18 protein-coding genes are annotated in these 18,848 nt (G+C 48.1%); 10 read left to right on the plus strand and 8 right to left on the minus strand.

Annotation, left to right across the window (positions count from 1 at the left end):
• Positions 1–102: 102 nt before the first annotated feature.
• The 3 genes from BLS14_RS23110 to BLS14_RS23120 all read right to left on the minus strand — a co-directional run bounded on the left by BLS14_RS23110 (position 103) and on the right by BLS14_RS23120 (position 3,687).
• Positions 103–1,209, minus strand: coding sequence for a Glu/Leu/Phe/Val family dehydrogenase (locus BLS14_RS23110; RefSeq protein WP_090954154.1), 1,107 nt, complete (start codon positions 1,207–1,209; stop codon positions 103–105).
• Positions 1,210–1,405: 196 nt separating this feature from the next.
• Complete coding sequence (cdaS, locus tag BLS14_RS23115; protein WP_063566290.1) at positions 1,406–2,035, minus strand: sporulation-specific diadenylate cyclase CdaS; 630 nt, start codon at positions 2,033–2,035, stop codon at positions 1,406–1,408.
• 143 nt (positions 2,036–2,178) lie between these two features.
• Positions 2,179–3,687, minus strand: coding sequence for a DUF6359 domain-containing protein (locus BLS14_RS23120; protein WP_371121661.1), 1,509 nt, complete (start codon positions 3,685–3,687; stop codon positions 2,179–2,181).
• 223 nt (positions 3,688–3,910) lie between these two features.
• Here BLS14_RS23120 and BLS14_RS23125 point away from each other — a divergent pair, with 223 nt between their 5' ends.
• The 3 genes from BLS14_RS23125 to BLS14_RS23130 all read left to right on the plus strand — a co-directional run bounded on the left by BLS14_RS23125 (position 3,911) and on the right by BLS14_RS23130 (position 5,127).
• Complete coding sequence (locus BLS14_RS23125; RefSeq protein ID WP_063566291.1) at positions 3,911–4,201, plus strand: hypothetical protein; 291 nt, start codon at positions 3,911–3,913, stop codon at positions 4,199–4,201.
• A 153-nt stretch (positions 4,202–4,354) separates the two neighbouring features.
• Positions 4,355–4,510, plus strand: a complete 156-nt coding sequence (locus tag BLS14_RS32730; RefSeq protein ID WP_162842450.1) for a hypothetical protein — start codon at positions 4,355–4,357, stop codon at positions 4,508–4,510.
• Positions 4,511–4,596: 86 nt separating this feature from the next.
• Positions 4,597–5,127, plus strand: coding sequence for a GNAT family N-acetyltransferase (locus BLS14_RS23130; RefSeq protein WP_090954158.1), 531 nt, complete (start codon positions 4,597–4,599; stop codon positions 5,125–5,127).
• Positions 5,128–5,258: 131 nt separating this feature from the next.
• Here the strand turns inward: BLS14_RS23130 and BLS14_RS23135 are convergent, their stop codons facing one another.
• Together BLS14_RS23135 and BLS14_RS23140 are read right to left on the minus strand one after the other, a co-directional pair.
• The gene (locus BLS14_RS23135) at positions 5,259–6,329 is read right to left on the minus strand and encodes a serine hydrolase domain-containing protein (RefSeq protein ID WP_090954160.1); all 1,071 of its coding nucleotides are present in this window, start codon (positions 6,327–6,329) and stop codon (positions 5,259–5,261) included.
• A gap of 283 nt (positions 6,330–6,612) precedes the next feature.
• Entirely contained in the window at positions 6,613–7,389 is a 777-nt protein-coding gene (locus tag BLS14_RS23140) for a Crp/Fnr family transcriptional regulator (protein WP_244552206.1), read from the minus strand.
• Between the two features lie 378 nt (positions 7,390–7,767).
• Here BLS14_RS23140 and BLS14_RS23145 point away from each other — a divergent pair, with 378 nt between their 5' ends.
• The 6 genes from BLS14_RS23145 to BLS14_RS23170 all read left to right on the plus strand — a co-directional run bounded on the left by BLS14_RS23145 (position 7,768) and on the right by BLS14_RS23170 (position 12,037).
• Complete coding sequence (locus BLS14_RS23145; protein ID WP_072734976.1) at positions 7,768–8,199, plus strand: GAF domain-containing protein; 432 nt, start codon at positions 7,768–7,770, stop codon at positions 8,197–8,199.
• 160 nt (positions 8,200–8,359) lie between these two features.
• Entirely contained in the window at positions 8,360–9,010 is a 651-nt protein-coding gene (locus tag BLS14_RS23150; RefSeq protein ID WP_053780067.1) for a response regulator, read from the plus strand.
• Positions 9,003–10,115: a PAS domain-containing sensor histidine kinase gene (locus BLS14_RS23155; protein WP_072734977.1), complete on the plus strand. Its 1,113-nt coding sequence runs from the start codon at positions 9,003–9,005 to the stop codon at positions 10,113–10,115. Before BLS14_RS23150 ends, BLS14_RS23155 begins: the two co-directional genes overlap by 8 nt.
• A 278-nt stretch (positions 10,116–10,393) precedes the next feature.
• Positions 10,394–10,888 (plus strand): chromate efflux transcriptional regulator ChrS, encoded by a 495-nt coding sequence (locus tag BLS14_RS23160; protein ID WP_063566298.1) that lies wholly within the window; start codon positions 10,394–10,396, stop codon positions 10,886–10,888.
• Positions 10,889–10,900: 12 nt separating this feature from the next.
• Positions 10,901–11,488, plus strand: a complete 588-nt coding sequence (locus BLS14_RS23165) for a chromate efflux transporter ChrB (RefSeq protein ID WP_063566299.1) — start codon at positions 10,901–10,903, stop codon at positions 11,486–11,488.
• Positions 11,489–11,491: 3 nt separating this feature from the next.
• Positions 11,492–12,037, plus strand: a complete 546-nt coding sequence (locus BLS14_RS23170) for a chromate efflux transporter ChrA (RefSeq protein WP_072734978.1) — start codon at positions 11,492–11,494, stop codon at positions 12,035–12,037.
• 204 nt (positions 12,038–12,241) lie between these two features.
• Here BLS14_RS23170 and BLS14_RS23175 read toward each other — a convergent pair whose 3' ends face one another.
• Complete coding sequence (locus BLS14_RS23175; protein WP_090954162.1) at positions 12,242–14,614, minus strand: Ig-like domain-containing protein; 2,373 nt, start codon at positions 14,612–14,614, stop codon at positions 12,242–12,244.
• A 209-nt stretch (positions 14,615–14,823) separates the two neighbouring features.
• Between BLS14_RS23175 and BLS14_RS23180 the strand changes: the two genes are divergently transcribed.
• Positions 14,824–15,444, plus strand: a complete 621-nt coding sequence (locus BLS14_RS23180; protein WP_090810093.1) for a methyltransferase domain-containing protein — start codon at positions 14,824–14,826, stop codon at positions 15,442–15,444.
• 155 nt (positions 15,445–15,599) lie between these two features.
• On the opposite strand, the gene BLS14_RS23185 is transcribed toward BLS14_RS23180, so the two are convergent.
• Complete coding sequence (locus tag BLS14_RS23185; RefSeq protein WP_090954164.1) at positions 15,600–16,736, minus strand: glycoside hydrolase family 88 protein; 1,137 nt, start codon at positions 16,734–16,736, stop codon at positions 15,600–15,602.
• Between the two features lie 159 nt (positions 16,737–16,895).
• A complete protein-coding gene (locus BLS14_RS23190) occupies positions 16,896–18,839 on the minus strand; it encodes a glycosyl hydrolase (RefSeq protein WP_090954166.1) in 1,944 nt (647 codons plus the stop codon).
• Positions 18,840–18,848: the final 9 nt, after the last annotated feature.

Consider the following 18,848-nt stretch of genomic DNA (forward strand, 5'->3'; position numbering starts at 1 on the left):
ATCCATTGCACTGCACCTCCTCTCTAACAAATGGGGTGCAGTTCACCATGGGATGCCTGCCTTAGCTGTTTTACATTTTATTGTAATGTGAATCCTTAAAATTTACCCGCGCAGTCTGCGGGAACTCAGCGCGTGATGACCATTTTGCAGAAACGTGCTGCGTGTATTTTTCATCAGTTCAATGCGGCGTTCAGCCAGGCGATCCGCAGCAATATACGTTGCGATGCCTTCGGTCCGCGACGTGTCGAAGATTTTCTCCAGATTATTGTAGATCTCCCCAACCTTGCTCCACGCACGATCTGCGTTATAGCCGTTCAGCTCATCCGCAATATTAATTACGCCACCTGCATTGATCACGTAGTCCGGTGCGTATACGATTCCCATCTCATGCAGCTTGTCACCATGACGCGGCTCCAGCAGCTGGTTGTTGGCACAGCCTGCCACAACCTTGGCCTTAAGCTGCTTCAACGTATCATCATTAATGGTACCGCCCAATGCACATGGAGCATAAATATCACAATCCACTCCAGTAATGTCGGCAGGGTCCACCGCTTTTGCACCGAATTGATCCACAGCCTGTTTCACGGAATCCTTATGGATATCGGTAACGATCAAGTGCGCACCTTCTTCGTACAAATATTTGCACAGACGCATCGCCACGTTGCCCACACCTTGTACAGCCACGGTTTTGCCTTCCAGCAGATCCGTGCCGAATGCTTGCTTCGCTGCGGCCTTTATGCCCCGATATACACCCCAGGCTGTTGCCGGGGAAGGATTACCGGAGGAACCGTAGCTTGGTGATATGCCTGTAACATAGTCGGTTTCCTGATAGATCAGATTCATATCTTCTTCTGTGGTTCCCACATCCTCTGCGGTGACATAACGTCCGTTCAGTCCCTGAATGTATCGGCCAAAAGCCCGGAACATCGCTTCATTTTTGTCACGGCGCGGATCCCCGATAATTACGGCTTTACCTCCGCCTAGATTCAGTCCGGATACAGCATGTTTATATGTCATTCCCCGCGCAAGGCGCAAGGCATCTTCAATGGCAGCTTCCTCCGAAGCATAGGTCCACATCCGTGTGCCTCCCAGCGCAGGACCGAGTGTTGTATCGTGAATAGCAATAATTGCTTTTAAACCAGAGGCTCTATCCTGGCACAGTACCAGTTCCTCATAATCGTGATGTTCCATTGCATCAAACCAGCTCATGTGTTAACCGTCTCCTCCAACCATTTTTGCGATCAATTCGCCTTCTTCAGTTCGTCTTCCATCCTCTATTGTACCCATGATTATCAAGTTTGTGCAAAACCACATCACGATGTAACAAAAAGACCTTTCTCTCTTCGCAGGGAAAAAGGTTCATTTACTCCAGCATGGAATCGGTAAAAAATCTAGCGACCAGTAATCATGGCAAGGTTTCAACCACGTTGATAGGATGCAGATCCCCACCCACGGCGAACGAAGCTTGACCGGTCTCTTCCGAGACAACCAACACAACCGCATCCGTCAGCTCACTCAATCCAAGAGCAGCCCTATGCCGTGTGCCAATCTTCCGCTCATGTGCAATGGCCTGTGACAAAGGCAATACATTGCCCGCGGATACAATCTGATTGCCCCGAATCAGCACCGCCCCATCATGCAGAGGTGCACCCGGTATAAAAAGCGATTCCAGCAACGCATGCGTGACTCTGGCATCGACTGCAACCCCTGAGTGGATAATTGGTTCAAGCGGAACTTCCCGTTCAATTACAATGAGCGCACCATATCTGCGATCCGACAAATGCTGTACACTGGCAGTCAGTTCGGCAAATTTCTCCGTGAAGGGAGACAGATAACAATCCAGATAAAAGGAAGAAGCCAGCACCTCGATCTGCTTGATCTCGGCCCGAATCTCCGCAAATTGGCCCAGCAGACACACACTGTCATGGTCAAAGGTGGATAACGTCTTGTTCATTCGATCTGCCACACGATGGAGGTCCCCTTTGAGTTTCTGCCTCATGGTCGAGCTGTCGCAGTCTGCTTGCCGATTCATCATGGTCTTCCTCCTCACCTTGGCATCTCACTCATCATTCATAATTACCCATACGTTTCCCTCTGCTCCGGGCATTTATGCAAAATAAAGCCTGTCCGCAATCGTGGCGGACAGGCTGATTATCCGTATATTTTCTTACTGTTATCTTACTGAGCTTTGCCGTACGATCCTGCCTTAAACGATGTAGGATCGTACCATTTGTAGCCTGCAGCCGGTGTAGCCCATGGTTCGGTTTGCGGCTCGGTGGATGAAGCCGGCGCTTCAATTGCAAGCAGACTTGTCGGCGTATCCAATGTCAGTCCAGACACCTGAGACAGACTTGTGTAGCTTTCTTTTACTGCAAGCCATTTCACTGTATTCACAAGGAATACACCGTCATTCACTTCTTTGAAGCCATCATACGTTGTTTTGGCAGCACCTGTTTCTTCACGTAGATATTTTGGAGTAGCATCCTCAACAGGTGAGGAGTCGCCGATAAATGCTGCTTTACCTGCCCCGATCTTGGCGATCGCTGCGTAGGCTCCTTCAGCTCGTCCGCCGCCATTGTATACGCCCTGATCTACCGCGTTGCCCCATTTGGTAACCCCACTGGGCACATACACCAGACCTTTGGCTTTGTTCGGGTCAATAATGGCAAGCGTGGATCCAGCATGCATGGCTACTGCGCTTACGCCGGTTGTAATGCCGAACGACTGCGAAGGTGCGACGATATCCGTTGCATTAACATCTCCCAGTGCGTTGTAGCGGAAACGAATACCGAAGTTGGATGCCAACCAGTCGGAACTGGTCACACCTTGCATAGCTGGAGATTCAGCTTCTGCTGACGACATGCCTTTGGCTGGATTCAAGAATGCACCACGGCGATAGCCGTTGAATACTTCGGAGGAATCCCAGCGGTTTTTGTTTCGGTCTGCGTTATAGTGGTCGGCAATGAAGAAGACACTGCCACCATTCTGTACATATTGCAGCAGCGCAGCCTGCTCTGTCGCTTTGAAAGGCACGTTCGCTTCGCCGATAACGAAGACATCATAATCTTTCAATTTATTAAAGGTGATGGCTTGCTCACCGAAGGTATACGGGATGCTGCGATCCAGCTGATCCACGGTAAAGCCTGCGTTTCGCAAACCATTCGCAAAGTCCGAAAATGCCCCATCAATAACCCAGTCCGCAGCCCCGGCTGTCTGAGCATGCGTGTTATCGAATAATACTTTCTTCCCTGTACCATCCGGCAGCGTTGTGCCTGGATCAGGATCAGGATTGGTTGTTCCAGAGGAGAGTGCGATTGAGGTAGGATTCTTAACTCCGGCATAACTGTTATATGCGCCAAGTGTTCCGGTTACGATAACCTTCTGCCCCACAAGATTCGGGTTGGTAGCCAGTCCATATTGCGAGCGGTACGACGCTGGAATCTGCACGTCGAGCAGTTTCGCGTTAGTCTTCTCTGTCGCTGAATCTGCAATCAGGAAGTTAAAATCATTGGCGTAAGGAGATGTAAACTTGGCTGTAAGCGAACCGGTGGCATGTCCAACAATATATCCTTCCACCGTTGCCGTTGCTCCGCCACTCTGGGCAGCGATGGCCTGCGATACCGTAATAGGTGCTGCAGCGGCCTGTACCGGACCTTGTGAACCAGGTTGAAGCAATGCCGTCGCCATCATGATGAAGATCAGGAATGCCCCGATCCAATGCTGCCATATCGCTTTCTTCATACTTGCCTTCTCCTCCTCGTAATTACCTGATAATGGGTTATCCACCTTTAATTTAATCGTTCATATGCTTAATTCCTCTTTCTTTTTGTAAAATGTTTGAAAAAACTTTTGGGAATTCCACCAATTGCCCATACTGGTTAACAAAAGTATCCCAAAGGAGACCTGTATGATGAAGTTTCTTTTTCTTCTACTCCTACTGATTGTTCCACTGATTATGGTTTTTGTTGCGCTTCGCTCTCGGATGGTGACCCGTGTTTTCCATGTACTTGCCCTGCTCTGCTTCTATAGTGCGGCGACTGTCATTGCCGGAGATGTGTACGCTACGAATGCCCATATGACAACGTTCACCACAGAAATTCACCATTTCCTGTTGAATGGATGGTTTCTTTATCCGTCTGCATACCTGGGTGTGTACGTTCCCTATGTGCTGTGGATGAGCCTTTTTTCGAAAAAAAGTTGAGTACATTCGAGCCTTGGCATTGCATTTTGACATCGTTCATTGCATAATGATAATATAACTGTGATAATGATTATCATTCTTGAGCTTGTCTCAAGTCTTCTGCCTACTGTACATGACTTAACGATTTTATAGATAAAGGGGAACGAACATCGAATGAATACAACTCTGCAAAAGGCTGATCTGCAGCTTGACGATTATTTGGATCTTCTGAACCTGGCAACCAACCTGGGTGACACCAAATGGCAAAAGGAAATTATCCGCAAGCTGGCTTATACTTATCCCGCAGTTGAATGTAAACAACCACAATAGCATGCCTTATACTTACATAGCTCGTAACCCATTCTTTACACGAATCGGTTATTGGGCTATTTTTGTTTTACTAGGAGGGAATAGCTATGCAATTGGAGACCGAACGACTCATCATCCGGGATATTCTGGAGACAGACTGGGAAAGTATACATAGCTACACATCCATGACAGAAGTTACTCAGCATACGGCATGGGGACCTAATACGGAAGAAGATACGCGAGATTATGTGGAATTTGTGCTAAATTCACAGCAAACACAACCACGAGAGGGCTTCGAACTGGCGATATGCTTGAAAAAGGAGGGCATCCTGATCGGCGGTGTTGGCCTTCACATCGAAAAGACGAACGCTGAGATCGGTTATGTGCTCAATCCCGTTTATCAGGGAAAAGGGTACGCTGCCGAAGCAGCCCGAGCGATGCTTGGCTTTGGCTTCAATACACTTGGCGTACACCGTATTTATGCGAAATGCCGCCCGAACAACAAGGCTTCTGAGAAGGTTATGCAGAAGATTGGTATGCAGCGTGAAGGTCTGATGCGAGAGCATTGGTTTTACAAAGGGGAATATCATGATTCGTGTCTATATTCGATTCTTGCAAAGGAATATGCAGGTGAGTGAATACCATGGGTATAATGCAGGAGGGCGTTAACACGTCCTCTTTTGTATCATGGATTAGTTATCTTGGATGGGAGTCTCTAGATATAAAAACCACCTAATGATTAGGTGGCTAATACTTCTATCGATTCCCGTTACTTCAATGACGCTTCTCTCTGCATGATTTCTTCTAAGATTTTTATACCTGTAGAGTCTATCATCGTTCCTTGTGAAGGCTCTTTTTTTGTAATCCATTTTATGATTTGAGCAAAATAATGATCCATAAGAGAATTTGAGAAAAAAGAATAATTGGATAGCAATACAACTCCTACACGGAGTTCCTTATTGAAAGCTAGATAACTATTAAAACCAGCTGAACCCCCGTTATGCCAGAGGATGCCTTTATCTAGAAGATTATCCTCACCCCAGCCAAAGTAACGGTTTGAATTTCCGATCGATATAGGGAGATGACTTTTTTGTAGTGTAGAGGCTATCGGATTATTATCATTTAGATTGGCTTGGACAAATAAACTCAAATCGCTAACAGATGACTTAATCCCCCCAGCTCCTACATGAATAGAAAGATCCCAATGAGGGACTCTTTTCCCAGATGAAGCATGTCCATTCAAAAACCTGCTATTCTGTTCTGCATCAAGCATAACGGCTGTCTCATTCATCTTTAATGGACTCGTTATATATTTTTTTAACAGTTCGTCATACGCACTTCCTGACACCTTACATAGTATGTATCCCAGTAAACCTACACCGATATTGGAATATCCAAACGAACCTATGCTATCCGTGTAATCAGAATTAGATAAAAAAGCAGTTAAATCTTGCTCGGTATACATTGAATAAGGATTCGATCTTTTTTTAGCCAAATTGTGGTTGGTTGCCAATATAGGTAATCCAGAGGTATGAGTAGCAAGGCTTCTCAAGGTAATCTTATTCAAATAATCGTTTTGAACGTTCTGCACGAACTTACCAACAACGTCATCCGAGGAAAGCAGTTTTTCTTTTTCCATTTCTAATAAAATTATGGATGTAAAAACTTTGGTTATGGAGCCGATCTCAAACAACTTATGCTCAGGAGGGATCACACTTTTCTTTTTATTAATATCAAATGAATAGTATTCAACATCTCCCTCCCTAACAATCCCGATAACAAGCTGTAAATGTTTCTTATCTTTTGTGTAATCTGAAACAAAACTTTGTAAATCCAGCATGGTAGAATTTACTCCTTTTTTATGATTCTTTTATTACTTGAATGTTGAAATTACGTTGATCAACCTATTTTGAGAAAACCAAACTATGTATTCGTTTCCAATTCTTGATTTCCTGCCCGGATAACTGAACCCTCTAAACTTTTCGATTCAATACCACTGCTTCAAGCCGCTCATATCAAGCCAAAAAAGCTGATCCCGAGTACATCGGACATCAGCTTTTTTGAATTCTCCGTAACGACCCCAATCGCCATGGAAGGAAACAACCCTATTCAACTTGATTTCATTACAATCGGCACAGCTCTACCGGGCAGCTTGGAAATGTCGGACATCCGCACATGCAGCGCAAGGCTGCCAGATCACGAATCATCAGCTTTCCATCCATGGTGTCCAGCGTCCCCTGTTCTTTCCAGGCTCCCAACATGCGCGTTACACTCTCCCGCGTGGCACCAATCATTTCCGATAATTCGGTATGATTCAGCTTCATGTCGAGCACGATGCCATCCGGCGTAATTTTGCCATACGAGTTGCTGGCACGAATGAGCGTCGATGCGAGTGCACCTGCCTTGCCATAGAGCAAGAGGTCACGGAAACGCGACTGGGTGATACGCTGGGCGAGCGCCATCCATTGCAGGAATTTCAAGGCAAGGTCACCGTGTTTGCTGAGCACACTTTCCAAGTCGCTGAGCGAGATGATCCCCAGCTCCCCTTTGCCAGCCATCTCTGCACTGTAGCTATGAGTCAATCCGCCAATGCCGCCAAACTCTCCAATCAGATCCCCGGTTTGTTGAATCGATAAAATAATTTCTTTCCCATCCTCAGTCGACTTGGTCAGCTTCACTCTTCCCGAGCGAATGTAGTACAGGTATCCGGCTTCATCGCCTTCCAGAAAGAGACTGTACCCCGACTTTACCCGTTTTGGCTGCATCTTCGCCTCGATCAAGCCCCACTGTTCAGCTGTCACGAACGAAAGGATTCCACCTGTCTCCCGTGTCATCTTGCTCGCCTCCGTCTGTTCTTGTTGTGTCGCCTGGGTTGTTCTTTCTGTAAATACCGTACCCATTACCATCGTCCCCCTCGGTGTTTCCTTATGTATCCATCATACCGCGAATATAGCGTGGGGGTTATCGGGGGATTACCTGAACCTCACGGGGAAACTCCCTGAATTTTCTGTGAGATAAATCACACTTACGAGATCCCTTTACGACTCCGTAATCGAAAAAAGCCTTGCCATTCATGGCCTGAATGCCTGTCCATACACAGGATCAGCAAATTGCAGAACGGAAATAGGGGTTTTCCCTGAATTACAACACGGAAGAAAGGGGCTACAATAGAAACAACAGCGAAATACCCTTATTTTAAGATGTTCCCTGACCACAGGATAACGATATTGATTACACCGTAACGTACGGTATGATTCCAAAAAAGGAAGTGTCCTCTCATGCATGATGAACTGCCATCTGGCATTCAGGAGATGATCGACGGCCTGCGCCTGAGTACCTCCAGCGATTTTTGCGGACTGGCCTGTCTGTCCGGCACGATGCTGCGCTGGAAATATACATCCGGCGCCAGTAACGAACGTGTGAAACGCATGGAGATGCGTCCCGGACAAGATCTGGTTGGCACAGCGCTTCGAACTGGACGCACCGCTCTATCTGATGCACAATCCACCGGTGAGCATACACCCGGCCGTTGCCCGTTAATGCTTGCGGAGCGGTTGGTATGTGCCATAGCGGTGCCTGTGTTCCAGCAAGGAAGTGTTCCTGGCGCCGTGTTGCTCCTTGGCAGCAGATTACCCTGCACGTTCTCACCAGAGATGGTCCGTCAGACCGAGCAGGTCGCTATACAGCTGCAGCCAAAAGTGTACGGATAAAGACAGCTGTCTGTAATACGTTAAGAAGTCTTGTTATTTCCTTATAGGAAGTAACACGGACTTACAGAGAATCGAAGCCATTCAGAGATTAACCTCTGAATGGCTTTCTTTTTTGGTATGATAAAGAAAGAACTGTGGAACCGGACAGGAGGAAAATGATGTGATTCAATTATTAGTTGTCGACGATCATGTAGTTGTACGCTCCGGGCTGATCGCCCTGCTCGACGGAAAGAATGATATACATATTGTTGGAGACGCGGCCGATGGGGATGAAGCTATTGCCAAGGCACAAGAACTGAAGCCGGATGTGGTCTTAATGGATTTCAGCATGCCGCCAGGCAAAGACGGTCTGACCGCTACTGCTGAATTGAAGAAATTGATGCCGGATGTCTCCATTTTGATCCTGACCATGCATGACGATGAAGAATATCTGTTCCGCGCCATCCACGCGGGAGCATCCGGATATATTCTCAAGAGCGCACCGCATGAAGAATTGCTTGCCGCTATTCGTTCCGTAGCAGAAGGTAGCGCCTATCTATACCCGAGTGCGACCAAGCGGCTGATGAGTGAATACCTGGACAAAGCGAAGCAGGAGAACGCTGGACCGTATGACACGTTATCCGAACGAGAGAAAGAGATTTTGTCCTGGATTGCCAAGGGTTACGCCAACAAGGAAATCGCTGAACATCTGGTGATCAGTGTCAAAACGGTTGAATCCCACAAAAGCAATCTGATGGAGAAGCTCGGCCTTCGAACCAGACCGGAACTGGTGAAGTTTGCGATGAAAAAGGGGTTGCTGAACTTTGAGTAGCACACGTAAAAACAGACTTAGCGGATTTGCCGACCAGCCTGTGCGTCAGTTATTAGAGGAAATCGACAGTCACATTACAGATACTGAATTTCGCAGCAGACTGAAAGGTTCCCTGCATCAGCTCAGTGATCTGAAGTTTGCCTTGGATGAGTCGTCCATTGTAGCCCTCACGGACCGCAAAGGAAAGATCCAGTATGTAAACGACAAGTTCTGCGAAATTTCACAATATAATCGGGAAGAATTGATCGGCCAGGATCATCGGATCATTAATTCGGGTTATCACGGCAAGAATTTTATGAAAAACCTGTGGGAAACCATCTCTTCCGGACGAGTGTGGAACGGAGAGATTCGTAACCGTGCCAGGGATGGCAGCCATTATTGGGTGAATACAACGATTGTGCCTTTTCTCGATAACGATGGTGAGCCCTATCAGTATTTGGCTGTTCGCAGTGAGGTAACCAAGTTGAAGCGGGTCGAAGCTGAGATACAGACGATGATGACCCAGGTCATGAACATTCAGGAAGAGGAGCGGCGTCGCATCTCGCGTGAGCTGCATGACGGCATTGGACAGAGTCTCTTCTCTCTTGTTATTCAGATGGATCGTCTGTTGGTGGACCAACCTCAATCTGGTGTGGAAGCACTGCGAAAACAAGTTACGGGCATTATGGAGGATGTACGCGGCATGGCATGGGAGCTGAGACCCTCCGTACTGGATGACCTTGGTGTCGTTCCGGCCATTCGCACGTATATCGAGAACTATACCCGGCACTACGGGATTGAAGTGGAGCTGGAATGTAATCTGCGAAAACGGCTGGAGATGAACCGAGAGATCGCCATGTACCGCATTATCCAGGAGGCGTTAACCAATGTAGCCAAGTACGCCGATGTGTCAGAAGCACATGTGACGGTGGAAGATTCGGAAGAGGCAACCGTTGTGAGAATCGAGGACCAAGGCGCAGGGTTCAACAGTACGACGGCTGGTAACGGTGTTGGTCTATTTAGCATGGAGGAGCGAGCTCGTGGAGCCGGAGGTACACTTGTAGTATCTTCGGAGCCTGGCGAAGGAACTGTAGTTACCTTTTGTCTACCCAAAACTGTTCATTAAGTCACTTCAACCTGTACTTTATATAGAAGACTGTTTACGGATGTGCTCCGTGAACAGTCTCTTTTTCGATTCATGCCTGCATCCTGCTCCCATTCATCATCTCTGATTGGTAAAAATGACAAAATGAAAGCTTTGAATCGGATAAATTCAACATTTACAATAAATATATTGACTCCAATTACGATTCGTCATTAAAATATGAATGCTGCATACAAATTGTACGTAGATTCTATCATAATTTTTTATTCTATATAGTTAAAAAAAAAGGATGGTCAATCATGTCAGAGAAACGCTCCTCCAAAGGGGGAGAAATCCCGCAAATGCACAATCTGGATGCAATCGATCGTAAAATCATTGCCGCTCTTCACCAAAATAGCCGGATATCCTACACCGATCTGGGTGCACAGATCGGTTTGTCCCGTGTGGCCGTTCAGGCCCGCATTAATGCCTTATCCGAAAAGGGAATCATTGAACGCTTCACCGTGGTTATCAATCCGGGCAAAGTTGGACTTCAGGTCTCTGCCTTTTTCAATGTCGATGTAGAACCGCTATTCCTGGATGAAGTGGCCGCGAAACTGGACGAAGAACCCGCAGTAACCAGCCTCTATCATATGACAGGCCCGAGTACCCTGCACATGCATGGTATTTTTGCAGATATGGAAGAGATGGAGCAGTTCCTGCTGGAGAAGCTCTACAAGATGCCAGGCATCGTCAAGGTAGAATCACAGCTGTTGTTAAAACGATATAAAAGCCGAATGGGCATGAGACTCTAGGAGGAAATCAGCATGAGTTGGAAAGATTACAACGGTCTCGTCATTGGGATGGTACGAACCGGAATTTTGGGATATGGCGGCGGCCCCTCGGTTATTCCACTGATCCGTTATGAAGCCGTTACCCGCTATAAGTGGGTGAGCGATGATGAGTTTGGCGAGATTTTGGCCATTGCCAACGCTCTGCCTGGTCCCATTGCTACCAAGATGGCCGCGTATCTCGGGTATAAAACGAAGGGCGTGCTGGGTGCTATTGTGTCCGTCCTGGCCCATATTTTGCCGACGAGCATCGCCATCATTGCGCTGCTTGGTTCCATGTACGCGCTGCGCGAATCGAAAATCGTAGCAGGCATGGTCGCAGCTGTTCGCCCGGTCATTTTTGTCATGCTCGGCATGATGGCATACGAATTCGCCAAGAAAGCATGGAAGGGACTCGGTACAACCTTTGCCGCCCTGTTCGGTGTCCTTGCCTTTGTACTGCTGCAGCTGCTGGATATTCACCCCGGTATTGTGATTGCCGTCTTTCTCGGATATGGCGTCTTCCATCTGGATGTGGTCCAGCGTTTCAAATCCAAACGCGATTCCGACAAGGGGGTGTCCTAAGCGATGCTTCAGACATGGTGGGAATTGTTTTGGGGATTTTTTGTAGCCAATATCTTGGGATACGGGGGCGGCCCTGCCTCCATTCCATTAATGCAGGAGGAAGTCGTCAACCACTACAAGTGGATGACCACCGAGCAATTCGGTGATGTACTGGCCATCGGCAATGCTCTTCCCGGTCCAATCGCGACCAAAATTGCCGCATTTGTCGGTTATCAGGTAGCTGGCTGGTTTGGCGCATTCATCGCCAGTTTTGCCACGGTTGTACCTTCGGCTGTCGCGTTAATTCTGCTGCTTCGTTTACTGAACAAGCATCGCACTTCACCAAAGGTGAAAGGGATGACGTTGCTCGTACAACCGGTTATTGCTGTACTTATGATCTTACTTACATGGGAATTCGGTCAGGTATCCACCAATTCCATCGGCATTTGGCAGACACTGATCATTGCAGGGATCGCGCTTTGGGTCATGACCAAGACCAAGCTGCATCCAGCCATCCTCATCGTTATTGCTTTCGCATATGGAGCGCTGGTTCTGTCTCATACGATGTAATTCATTGATTATTTAGATTCGGGGAACGTCTTGGAACAATGTGTTTTTATATCCAATATGGATATATGCACAAGTGCCGGGGCGTTTCTTTTTTTATATTGTTAGTTCGTTTGTATTTTTCCCATAAAAAAAACGGTGATGCCAGCATTTAAACTGTCATCACCGCACATAGAATTACTTGTTTTACCTTCATACTTGAAGATATTATTTTGCTTCAACGACTACAGTCACTTTGGTTTTCACACCTGCATAAGTCACGGTAATGGTTGCTTTACCCTTACCATTGGCCTGAATGATGCCATCTTTCACCGATGCTGTCGCAATACGGGAAGATTTCCACAGTGCCGGCTTGGATACGTTCGCTTCGCTGCCATCGGCATACGTTGCTGTAGCAACCAGGGTTGCTTTGTCACCAGGCTTCATGGTCAGGGTTACTTTATCGGTTTGCAAATATTTCAGTGTATCTACATCGACTGCAATCGTTACCGTCTTGCTGCCGTATTTCGCTGTAATTTTTGCTTTACCTGAACCTGTCGCTTTTACTTTACCTTTGGTTACTTGAGCTACTTTGTAGCTGTTGGTTTTCCATTCTGCTTTGTCCGTGACATCACGCTCGCTGCCATCGCTCAGATATGCAGTAACCTTAAGATCAGCGGAATCACCGGTTTTCAGGGAAAGAGCCGGTTCGGATGCTTCAATGCGTGAAATAACGTCCACTTCAACCTGAATGGTCACTTTGTTGGAACCATATTCAGCCGTGATATTGGCTTTACCGCTGCTGTTGGCAGTGATAACCCCTTTTTTCACGTCGGCTACGCGGGAGTTGCTTGATTTCCATGTTGCATCAGATGAAACATCCTTGGTCAAGCCATCTTCATCCGTAGCTGTGAGTACGATTTGCTGTGTTTCCTTGGAGGACAACACCACAAAGTTCACATCTGCCTCCAGCCCGCTAGCCATACCTACTTCAACAGGCAGAGTTAACGTTTTACCTTCAATTTTGGCTGTGATGGTTACTTTACCTGTTGCAATACCTGTCACGACACCTTTGCTGTCCACTTCAGCGAGTTTCTCACTGCTGCTGCTCCAATCCGCATCTTCGGACACATCTTTGGATGTATCACCGTATACGGCCAATACTTTCACAGACAATGTACCACCAACGGCTACAGAACCTTTTTTCTTGTCCATTTCATACTTGTCCGGAACATCTACATTCACTGTAAATTTAACGGTTTTGCCGCCGTATGCCGCAGTGATGGTTGCATTTCCCGATTTATAGGCGATCAGCTCGCCGCCAGACACATATACAACATCCGCATTGCTGGATGTCCAAGTTGCTTTGGAAGTTACGTCTTCCGTACTTGCATCAATATATTCTGCATTGGCTACCAGTTTCTTGGTTTTGTTATCACCTGTAACGCTCATAGCCAGTTTATCTTCGACTCCCGCAATATCCAGATATCTTGCCGTATCAACGTCAACCGTGATTTCCACTGTTTTGCCGCTATACGTTGCTTTGATTGTCGTAGAACCCGCACCAATCGCTGTAACTTGTCCCTTAAATACCGTCGCTACCTTATCGTTGCTGGATGTCCATGTTGCTTGATCCGTTACATTCACATCAGCACTGCTCGGGTAAGAGGCAGTCAATACTACATTTGCCGTTTTATTGGACTCGCTCAAACGGAAGAAAATGCTCTGTTTCTCCACACTCAGTTTGCTTGTCAGATCAACATCCACATCTACGGATACGGATTTCGTTCCGTATTTGGCTGTAATCTTAGCAGAACCTGCGGAGTATCCTGTAATTTCACCTTTTAATACATCTGCTACTTTTTCATTACTTGACGTCCACTCTGCCAGATCCGTTACATCTTTGGTTGTGCCATCTGGATAGGTGGCTGTCAATTTTACAGTTTCGCTTTTGTTCAAGAGCAGATTGACCTGCTTCTTGTCCACATCCACACGTTTAACAACCTCAACATTAACATCCACAGTCACGCTTTGACTGCCGACTTTACCTGTGATGACAGCTGTACCGGCGCTTTGTCCAGTAACTTTACCATTCACAACCGTTGCCACTTTCTCGTCATCGGATGACCATTCAGCTACTTTGGATGCATCTGCATTCGTCGTATTATCACTGTAAGTTGCTGTCAAAATAATGTCTTTGCTATCCCCTGTGCGCAAGTCCAGGGACTGCACGTTTTTGGAAAGGGCTTTAACCTTTTTGGTTACATTCACCTGAACCGTTTGACTCTGAGACAGATACGACGTTGTAATGGTTGCCGTACCTTCCTTTTTGGCAGTAATGGCACCATTATATACAGTCGCTATCGAAGTATCACTGCTACTCCAGGAAGAACTGATGGTTACGTTAGCCGATGTATTGTCGGTATATACTCCTGTCACCGTAACCGAACTGGAATCACCCACTTCGAGCGACAGCTCATTTTTGGAAACTACAATTTTGGACAGTTCTTTATCTGCCGCAGCGGCCAAGCCTACGTTGGAAATACTCAGCACCAATACCAGCATCATCACCATGTACTTGGTCAATCTTGGCTTTAACATCATTTCCCCCCGATTCTTTTCATTTTGTTCCTTAGTTTAATGTCGGCAAGTTCTTTCCAGATGTTTAGACTTTCAGGGAATTTTCAGGGGATTTCGTGGAATTCATTCATCCGAACTATCGATTTCCAAATGATTCATACCTGCAAATATTACGCATAACCTATGTATAGTCACTATTTTGAATTCATTTATATGATCGGGGGAGAAACATGAGTCAGCCTTTTGACTACAAAGGATATTGGGAACAAACGTATAGCTCAGGCGAGACATCCGGAAGGGGTTCGTATGGCGTACTGGCTGAATTCAAGGCAGAGGTCGTAAATGGACTGATTCAGCGTGAGGGTATTTCCAGCGTCATTGAATTTGGATGCGGGGATGGCAATCAACTGCAATATATGAATTATAATACGTATCTAGGTGTCGATGTAGCCGGCTCGTCGGTGCGTCTATGCGCCTCCAAGTTTGCTAACGATACCTCCAAGAGTTTCATGTTATATACACCAGGTCTGTGGATTAACCGCGGTTTCCTTCAAGCTGATCTCACCGTGTGTCTGGATGTGCTCTATCATATTACGGATGAAACGGATTTTCGCAATACACTCTACGACATTCTGCACTCTTCGTCAGGGTGGGTTGTGTTGTACACTCGTTTGAAAGAAAACGGTAATCCAGGAGTTAGCACCATTCAGGACCGAAATATTTTTGACTATCTGTTCGACTATCCCGAATTCAAAGTACATGAAATTATTCCTCAGCGGTATCCCGACCAGTCCTCGGCCGACTTTGTCATCTTAAGACGCACACCCGGCATCGAAAATAAATCGGTCTGAGACCAAGGGTGTGCTCCGCCTCCAAGACAGGAATACCCTTTCCCACTAGGAGGCAGGCACACTCGAACGGCTGTATGGTGGGTCGCCTACTCATGCAACTCACGCATACTCGCCGCTTGAAGTGTGACATTCCTGATTCCCTGATTCTCGTTTCTCTAAAATAAACCCGGGCGGCCACGCAGCTTCGCCAGCGCCTCCATATAGAAATAATCGCCGTATATAATCGGCACATTCAAGCCACGACCCTCTGGATAATGCACCGTGCCCTGCATAATTAGACCTTCTTCCGCTGCCGTCTCACCGGAGCTGTAGTTCTCATGCAGCCCGCGGAGGATACGATCTGCCGCGGCTGCATATTCCTCGCCGCGCGGCGACAGCTTCGCCAGCTCCAACAGGCCGCTTGCGGCAATCGCCGAAGCGGACGAGTCCCACGCCACCTGATGCTCGGCAGGTGCGCGGAAATCCCACACCGGCACGATCTCTTCGCCAAGCATGGCGAGGAAGAAATCGGCCGCCCGCTCCGCTGTCTCCAGATAGCGGGCTTCGCCCGTATACCGGAAAGACAGCGCAAACCCGTGCAACGCCCAGGCGGTACCCCGCGCCCAGGCGGAACCTGGCGCATGGCCCTGCCCGCCATGCTCCTGCAGCTTCTGCCCCGTGAGTGGATTGAACTCCACCACGTGGCAGATGGACCCGTCAGCGCGGACGAATTCGCGCGCCACGGTGTCCGCATGCGCTTCCGCCAGGCAGCGGAAGCGCGGGTCGCCGCTCTGCTCGGATGCCCAGTAGAGCAGCGGCAGGTTCATCATGCTGTCAATGATGGCTACGCCGCGCGTATCCATGGTTGACGAGCTGAAGTTCCAGGCACGGATGAATTCACCGCGCACGTTAAATCGGGCAGCGAGCAGATTGGCGGCGAGCATTCCCCACCGCCGGCCATCTGCGCTGCCGGTCTGGCGGTAGTTGGCTACGCCACTAAGCAGCCAGATGAACCCGAGATCGTGATCCACCGATTCGGGATCACGCAGACAACCTTCCAATTGCCGCTCACAACTTTCGGCAATGCGGGATAACGGAGCGAAAGCTTCGTTTTCCGGCGACTCGCCATAGACAAGCCATAACAGCCCCGGCCAGAAGCCGGCGGTCCACCATTCGGGATCATTCCGGTCATATATGCCCTGCGGGGCAGTGTGCGGAAATGTATCCTTGATGCGCTTCGCGTTGCGAATCGTTTTGGCCGCTCCTTGCCGCCATGCTTCCTCCAGCCATTTTACTGATGTTGATGTATTCATAAATCTATCCCTCCTCTAATCGATACCCTAACTTTTTTGGATTACATCCAGCTCTAACACAACACACCTTCCGTAGCTCTTCCCCAATATCATTGCGATATATCTCCAATTAAGAATCCATGCCCACGCATCTGACCTAATATAGATATCGGAAAAGGCTCATGTCACTACACCCAATCTGATCGTAAACGTTATACTTCGTCCACCGCTCACTTCCATTCGTGCTTCCTTCAGCAGCCCATTGCGTGATGCCACCGGCTGTGGTTTGAGCTGAATGATGGCTCCTTCATCCAGCACAGTGGATTCCACATAAGCTCCCCGGTACTCGCTGCGCACAGCCTGCTTGGAATGAGTGATGACAGCCTGCTCGCGCCCGTCACTGAACATCAATGGAATGAGTGCTCCGACAGCCTCAAGCTCACCGTCGAATTCATATGTCACAGTAAGTAAATCAGCCTGCTGTACATAACGGGTGCGTAGTGAATCGAGTCCGATTAGTGGGCCGAGCCATGTCACTGTAAATGCATTGGCCTGTTCCTGATGCTTCCCGTCATCTTCCTCTGGGGAGGCTGAATCATCTCGGACCTCTCGATCTACCGTTTCAAGCAAAATCGAACCTCCGCCATCGGCAGGATTAATCCCGGCATCCCGGTCATAATCAGCACCTGACGGAATGCCCTCGGCAAGACTGTGCCAGTTCCCATCTGCCGTCTTCCAGACAGGACAATAGCTCAGCGGACTAACTTCCCCTTCCGCAAACTCTGTGAATCCAGATTGCGCATGTCCAGCAGCGGATGGACCGATCAGCCCTGACAATCCCGCCTGTTGTATACGCACGAGACCGGGAACCGTGTATGGATCATTCATAGCTGTATGCAGAATCATTTGTTGACCTGGTACCGAGGCAATGATCGTTTCAAACCATCCATCGGTCTGCAACACCCGGTTGCCTAACTCGGAAGGAAGGTATATTTCCGTTACATCTTCACCAGGATCGCTAAGGCAGGCATGGGCCAGCGCTGCTGCCGTCCACAGATTATAACCCGTATGATTCGTATAGATTTCGTAGCCATGACGTGCATCAGGCGCATACTCGTTCCGAACAATTTTCAGACGCCCATCATCCATCTTCCAACGCTCCACCGCTTCGAAACACCGATTGGCCGCACGAGCGAACGCTCCAGCCATCACCCGATCTCCAGTCTGTAAAGCCTGTGTTGCATGGACAGAACATACGTAGGCTGCAGCCGCTTCATTCCATTGATGTTGGGAGCTGCGTCCACGCGGAGGAATCTCCCCCAGCGGTGACAGTGTAAGCAGTGTACTGAATGCACCATGACGTAATTGTTCCTTTAACTCACCAGCGCAGGCCCCCTCATAACCCGCTTCAAGCATGACATCCAGATGATGGCGCGTTGCAATATCATAGGAAAATGGACAATTGGGTCGATCCAGCGGCCCGTCCTGATATAGTCCAAGCGCCGTAAATCGTGGCAGATGATACAGATTCAGATAACGGTCCATCCAATCCGTACCCTCACTGGCGAGATGTTCCCTCAAGCGCAGATATTCTCCCGAGATCATGATGGCGTTCCAGTTAATCATGCGATTGGGATTGTTCATTTTTCTCATTGTAAAAACATAATCTTGTTCTGGCTGTATCTTCTTAAGAGCCTCTGCCCAGACCTTTGCTTGCTCAGGCATATGCGGCTTCAACAGGATGTAAGCTCTCATCATCAACACAGGGAAAAAGTCCGGGTGATGATCCGGTGCACAACCCTTCACAACAACATCTATACTGTGTGACAGGGCCGATGCGGCCGAAGCAAGCAGGTCCATATGTCCCGCTTGAACAAGAACCGATGCAGCCATTGCATATGCTGGTGTGGAATAATATCGCTCGGCCTCCGAGAACGGATCAATAATGGCGCCACTACTGTCCTGGTAAGGTGTATAAGCCCGAACAACACTCTCCACAAGGGCCAATTTGCGAGCCTGATTCCAACCATCTGATGGGGCAGGCCCCGCCTTTTCCGCCAGTGTACGATAATTTTCGAGAGCATCTCTCCATGGATACATTGATGCGGCTGTATACTTACTCACGTATGCTCA

Source organism: Paenibacillus sp. OK060 (assembly GCF_900101205.1).
Classification (GTDB): Bacteria; Bacillota; Bacilli; order Paenibacillales; family Paenibacillaceae; genus Paenibacillus; species Paenibacillus marchantiae.

Excerpts from the sequence above, each read along its gene's own strand:
- BLS14_RS23145 (WP_072734976.1), top strand. The coding sequence starts at position 7,768 with ATGCATGATGAACTGCCATCTGGCATTCAGGAGATGATCGACGGCCTG.
- BLS14_RS32730 (WP_162842450.1), top strand. The coding sequence starts at position 4,355 with ATGAATACAACTCTGCAAAAGGCTGATCTGCAGCTTGACGATTATTTG.
- BLS14_RS23125 (WP_063566291.1), top strand. The coding sequence starts at position 3,911 with ATGAAGTTTCTTTTTCTTCTACTCCTACTGATTGTTCCACTGATTATG.
- BLS14_RS23135 (WP_090954160.1), bottom strand. The coding sequence starts at position 6,329 with ATGCTGGATTTACAAAGTTTTGTTTCAGATTACACAAAAGATAAGAAA.
- BLS14_RS23170 (WP_072734978.1), top strand. The coding sequence starts at position 11,492 with ATGCTTCAGACATGGTGGGAATTGTTTTGGGGATTTTTTGTAGCCAAT.
- BLS14_RS23165 (WP_063566299.1), top strand. The coding sequence starts at position 10,901 with ATGAGTTGGAAAGATTACAACGGTCTCGTCATTGGGATGGTACGAACC.
- BLS14_RS23175 (WP_090954162.1), bottom strand. The coding sequence starts at position 14,614 with ATGTTAAAGCCAAGATTGACCAAGTACATGGTGATGATGCTGGTATTG.
- BLS14_RS23130 (WP_090954158.1), top strand. The coding sequence starts at position 4,597 with ATGCAATTGGAGACCGAACGACTCATCATCCGGGATATTCTGGAGACA.
- BLS14_RS23110 (WP_090954154.1), bottom strand. The coding sequence starts at position 1,209 with ATGAGCTGGTTTGATGCAATGGAACATCACGATTATGAGGAACTGGTA.
- BLS14_RS23160 (WP_063566298.1), top strand. The coding sequence starts at position 10,394 with ATGTCAGAGAAACGCTCCTCCAAAGGGGGAGAAATCCCGCAAATGCAC.
- BLS14_RS23180 (WP_090810093.1), top strand. The coding sequence starts at position 14,824 with ATGAGTCAGCCTTTTGACTACAAAGGATATTGGGAACAAACGTATAGC.
- BLS14_RS23185 (WP_090954164.1), bottom strand. The coding sequence starts at position 16,736 with ATGAATACATCAACATCAGTAAAATGGCTGGAGGAAGCATGGCGGCAA.
- BLS14_RS23140 (WP_244552206.1), bottom strand. The coding sequence starts at position 7,389 with ATGGGTACGGTATTTACAGAAAGAACAACCCAGGCGACACAACAAGAA.
- cdaS (WP_063566290.1), bottom strand. The coding sequence starts at position 2,035 with ATGATGAATCGGCAAGCAGACTGCGACAGCTCGACCATGAGGCAGAAA.
- BLS14_RS23120 (WP_371121661.1), bottom strand. The coding sequence starts at position 3,687 with ATGGCGACGGCATTGCTTCAACCTGGTTCACAAGGTCCGGTACAGGCC.